Raw genomic sequence first — 4,864 nt, 5'->3', positions numbered from 1 at the left:
CCGCGTACACCCCCACCGCCAACCCGCCCGCACCCCCGCAGACCAGCACCTCCCGCCGCCACCCGACCCCGTTGCGCACCATCCCGCCACCCTAGACGCGCCCCGGGCGCGGGTCCGGCTGCACGCGCCCCGGTGGAGGCCGAGTCGAGGACGCGTCCGGATGGTGGACGAGGGATGTCAGGGGGTGGGACACCGGAGTAGGGTCCGGGGCATGTCTCGCACGATTCGTCTCGCAGTTGTCCCGGGTGACGGTATCGGCCAGGAAGTGGTGGCCGAGGGGCTCAAGGTCCTGGGTGCCGTGCTTCCCGCCGATGTGAAGCTGGAGACCACCGAGTACGACCTCGGGGCCCGGCGTTACCACCGCAGTGGGGAGACGCTGCCGGACGACGTGCTGGCGGAGTTGAAGACCCACGACGCCATCCTGCTGGGGGCGATCGGGGACCCGAGTGTGCCGTCGGGGGTGCTGGAGCGGGGGCTGCTGCTGAAGCTGCGGTTCGCGTTCGACCACCACATCAACCTGCGGCCGGGGCGGCTGTTCCCCGGAGTGAAGTCCCCCCTGGCCGGGCAGCCGGAGATCGACTTCGTCGTCGTCCGTGAGGGCACCGAGGGCCCGTACGTCGGCAACGGCGGCACGCTGCGCACCGGGACGCCGCAGGAGGTGGCGACCGAGGTCAGCCTGAACACGGCGTTCGGCATCGAGCGCGTGGTGCGCGACGCGTACCGGCGGGCCCAGGCGCGGCCGCGCAAGAAGCTGACCCTGGTGCACAAGAACAACGTGCTGGTGCACGCCGGGCACCTGTGGTCGCGGATCTTCGCCGAGGTTGGCCGGGAGTTCCCCGAGGTCACCACCGACTACCTGCACGTCGACGCGGCGACGATCTTCTTCGTCACCCAGCCCGAGCGCTTCGACGTCATCGTCACCGACAACCTGTTCGGCGACATCCTGACCGACCTGGCCGCCGCCGTGACCGGCGGGATCGGCCTGGCCGCGAGCGGCAACATCAACCCGAGCGGCGAGTTCCCGTCCATGTTCGAGCCGGTGCACGGCTCGGCCCCGGACATCGCCGGCCAGGGCAAGGCCGACCCGACCGCCACCGTGCTGTCCGTCGCCATGCTGCTGGAGCACCTCGGCTTCGCCGCCGAGGCCGCGAAGGTGGAGGCGGCCGTCGCGGCGGACCTCGCCGAGCGGTCGGGCACCCGTAGCACCTCCGAGGTCGGTGACGCGCTCGCCGGCCGAGTATCCGGCTAGCCAGCCGGAACCGACAACAAGGTTCCGGCCCCCGGGCCGGACCGTATAACCGCAGCTTGCAGCGCTCCAAGGAGCCGGCAACTGTTCGGCACGGCCCTCTGGATGCGAGTATCGACAGTGGGCCGTGCCGCTGTGCGTTCGTTCCGGCTTTCTCGCGCCGTGACGTTCCGGCGGTGGTGGCGGCCCGAACCAACCCCACGGTGAAGGAAGCAGTCATGAGCACGCCCACCCCGGCGCCCATCACGTTCGATCTCAAGCCCTCCGCCCACCCGCTGCCCGTCGCGGAGCGCGAGGCCCGGATGATCAACCCTGGTTTCGGCCGGGTCTTCACCGACCACATGGTCACCATCCGCTGGACCGAGGGCCGCGGCTGGCACGACGCCCAGCTCGTCCCGTACGCGCCGGTCGAGATGGACCCGGCGAACATGACCCTCCACTACGGCCAGGCGATCTTCGAGGGCCTCAAGGCGTACCGCCAGGCCGACGGCTCCATCGCCACCTTCCGCCCGGAGGCCAACGCCGCCCGCCTCCAGGCTTCGGCCCGCCGCCTGGCGATGCCCGAGCTGCCCGTGGAGACCTTCGTCGAGGCCGTCGAGCTGCTCGTCCAGCAGGACCAGGCGTGGGTGCCGAACGAGCCGGAGCAGAGCCTGTACCTGCGTCCGTTCATGTTCGCCACCGAGGTGGGCCTGGGTGTGCGCCCGTCCAACTCCTACCTGTTCATGATCATCGCCTCCCCGGCCGGCGCCTACTTCCAGGGCGGCGTCAAGCCGGTCTCGGTGTGGCTGTCCAAGGAGTACGTCCGGGCCGCGCCCGGCGGCACCGGCGCCGCGAAGTGCGCGGGCAACTACGCCGCCTCGCTGATCGCCCAGGCCCAGGCCGCCGAGAAGGGCTGCGACCAGGTGGTCTGGCTCGACTCCGCCGAGCACAAGTGGGTCGAGGAGATGGGCGGGATGAACCTGTACTTCGTCTTCGGCGAGGGCAAGGACGCGAAGATCGTCACCCCGGAGCTGTCCGGCGCGCTGCTGCCCGGCATCACCCGTGACTCGCTGCTGCGCCTGGCCTCGGACCTCGGCTACGCCGTCGAGGAGCGGAAGGTCTCCACCGACGAGTGGCAGCAGGCCAACGCGGACGGCACCCTCACCGAGGTCTTCGCCTGCGGCACCGCCGCCGTCATCACCCCGGTCGGCTCGGTGAAGTCCGCCGCCGCCGACTGGACGGTGGGCACCGGCGAGCCCGGCCCGATCACCATGGAACTGCGCGAGGCGCTGCTGGCGATCCAGGGCGGGCAGAAGGCGGACACCCACGGCTGGCTGCACAAGATCGTCTGATCCGAGAAACGCCGAAACCGGCTCCGGCCTGCGACGTTTCGCATCGCGAGACGCGCGGGCCGGATCCCGGGCGGTGTGCCAGACTGCCAGCGTGTCCTCGCTTTCGCTGATTATTAGCAGCAGGCGCGCCGGTCCGCAGTGACCGCTCCGCAGGACCCGATGCGGAGCGACCACCAGCGTCCAGACCCGCGCGCAGACCTCTCGCACCCGCGAGGGGTTTTTTGCTTTTTGGGCGACGCCCCATCGAGCACAGCCCCGGACCGGCCGAGAGCCCCCACGAAGGGCTCGGGGACACCGGGGCCGCGCGCGGGATGCTGGACAGTGGAGCCGGGACGAAGTCCCGTAGAGCAGTACGAACCTCCCCGAAACGGAGAACCAGGGGTCATGACCGAGGCCAGCCGCACCGACGACAGTTTCCACGTGTTCGACACCACGCTGCGCGACGGCGCCCAGCGCGAGGGCATCAACCTGACGGTGGCGGACAAGCTGGCCATCGCCCGGCACCTGGACGAGTTCGGGGTCGGCTTCATCGAGGGCGGCTGGCCCGGCGCCAACCCCCGCGACACCGAGTTCTTCGCCCGCGCCGCCGCCGAACTGGAGCTGAGGAACGCCCGGTTGGTCGCCTTCGGCGCCACCCGCCGCGCCGGCGGCAAGGCGGCCGAGGACCCGCAACTGGCCGCGCTGGTCGCCTCCGGCGCGCCCGTGGTCACCCTGGTCGCCAAGGCGCACGACCGGCACGTCGAACTGGCGCTGCGCACCACGCTGGACGAGAACCTGGAGATGATCCGCGACAGTGTCGAGTTCCTGCGCTCCCAGGACCGGCGGGTCTTCATCGACTGCGAGCACTTCTTCGACGGCTTCAAGGCCAACCGCGAGTACGCCCTCGCGGTGGTCCGCACCGCCCATCAGGCGGGCGCGGACGTCGTGGTGCTCTGCGACACCAACGGCGGGATGCTCCCGGCCGGGGTGCGGGAGATCGTCGCGGAGGTGCTGACGGCCACCGGCGCCCGGCTCGGCATGCACGCCCAGGACGACACCGGCTGCGCCGTCGCCAACACCCTGGCCGCGGTGGACGCCGGCGCCACCCACGTGCAGTGCACGGCGAACGGCTACGGCGAGCGGGTCGGCAACGCCAACCTGTTCCCGGTGGTCGGCGCGCTGGAGCTCAAGTACGACCGCCGGGTGCTGCCCGAGGGCCGGCTGGCCGAGATGACCCGGATCTCGCACGCCATCGCCGAGCTGGTCAACCTCACCCCCTCCACCCACCAGCCGTACGTCGGCTTCTCGGCCTTCGCCCACAAGGCGGGCCTGCACGCCTCCGCGATCAAGGTCGACCCGAACCTGTACCAGCACACCGACCCCGAACTGGTCGGCAACACCATGCGGATGCTGGTCTCGGACATGGCCGGCCGCGCCTCCGTCGAGCTCAAGGGCAAGGAGCTGGGCTACGACCTCTCCACCGACCGGGACCTCGCCGGGCGGGTGGTGGCCAGGGTCAAGGAGCAGGAGAACCTCGGCTACACCTACGAGTCCGCCGACGCCTCCTTCGAGCTGCTGCTGCGCGACGAGGTGCGCGGCAGCCGGGAGCGCTTCTACAGCCTGGAGTCCTGGCGGACCATCAGCGAGCAGGGCCCGCACGGGGTTTCGGGCAACGAGGCGACGGTGAAGCTCTGGGCCAAGGGCGAGCGCCGGATCGCCACCGGCGAGGGCAACGGCCCGGTCAACGCGCTGGACCAGGCCCTGCGCACGGCCCTGGAGGGCATCTACCCGCCGCTGGCCGGCTTCGAGTTGGTGGACTACAAGGTCCGCATCCTGGAGGGCCAGCACGGCACCGGCTCGAAGACCCGGGTGCTGATCGAGTCCACCGACGGCACCACCACCTGGTCCACCGTGGGCGTGGCGGACAACGTGATCGCCGCCTCCTGGCTGGCACTTGAGGACGCCTACACCTACGGCCTGATCCGCGCGGGCCTGGAACCGACCGAATAATCGACCGGAAAACGCCTGTGGCCTACCGGAGTTGAACAACTCCCGTAGGCCACAGTTACTCGCACGCTCGCCTCCGGGGCGCTCCTGACCCGGCGCCGACGGTCGGCGGGCGCTGCGCCACCTCCTTCGTCGGCGGCTTGGCCCTTCTCCCTTTCGGCGCCGGCGCGCCCCTTCGGCTCGGGGCGCCGACATTGATCACCGCAGTCGGGCGAGGAGGGCGTGTTCGACGAGGGTGATGAGGGCGCTTTTGGCGCTGTCGCGGCGGCGGGCGTCGAGGGTGATGATGGGGGTGTCGGCG

The 4,864-nt window shown here is 70.9% G+C and carries 3 protein-coding genes and 1 pseudogene; 3 read left to right on the top strand and 1 reads right to left on the bottom strand.

Features of this window, described 5'->3' with window-relative positions; translation table 11 throughout:
• Nucleotides 1–211: 211 nt before the first annotated feature.
• The 3 genes from IH61_RS0139475 (at nt 212) to cimA (ending at nt 4,566) form a co-directional block, all read left to right on the top strand.
• On the top strand, nt 212–1,249 hold the full coding sequence (locus IH61_RS0139475; RefSeq protein ID WP_031079198.1) for a 3-isopropylmalate dehydrogenase: 1,038 nt from the start codon (nt 212–214) through the stop codon (nt 1,247–1,249).
• A 215-nt stretch (nt 1,250–1,464) separates the two neighbouring features.
• On the top strand, nt 1,465–2,577 hold the full coding sequence (locus tag IH61_RS0139470) for a branched-chain amino acid aminotransferase (protein ID WP_031079196.1): 1,113 nt from the start codon (nt 1,465–1,467) through the stop codon (nt 2,575–2,577).
• Nucleotides 2,578–2,961: 384 nt separating this feature from the next.
• Complete coding sequence (gene cimA, locus IH61_RS0139465) at nt 2,962–4,566, top strand: citramalate synthase (protein ID WP_031079194.1); 1,605 nt, start codon at nt 2,962–2,964, stop codon at nt 4,564–4,566.
• A 195-nt stretch (nt 4,567–4,761) separates the two neighbouring features.
• Here cimA and IH61_RS0139460 read toward each other — a convergent pair.
• Nucleotides 4,762–4,864 (bottom strand): annotated as a pseudogene (locus IH61_RS0139460) (ATP-binding protein); the annotation flags it as partial.

Origin of the sequence: Streptomyces sp. NRRL WC-3742 (assembly GCF_000720635.1) — a bacterium.
Taxonomy (GTDB): Bacteria; Actinomycetota; Actinomycetes; order Streptomycetales; family Streptomycetaceae; genus Kitasatospora.
Note: the sequence above shows the minus strand (reverse complement) of the source record. Positions and strands in the feature narration are given on the sequence as shown.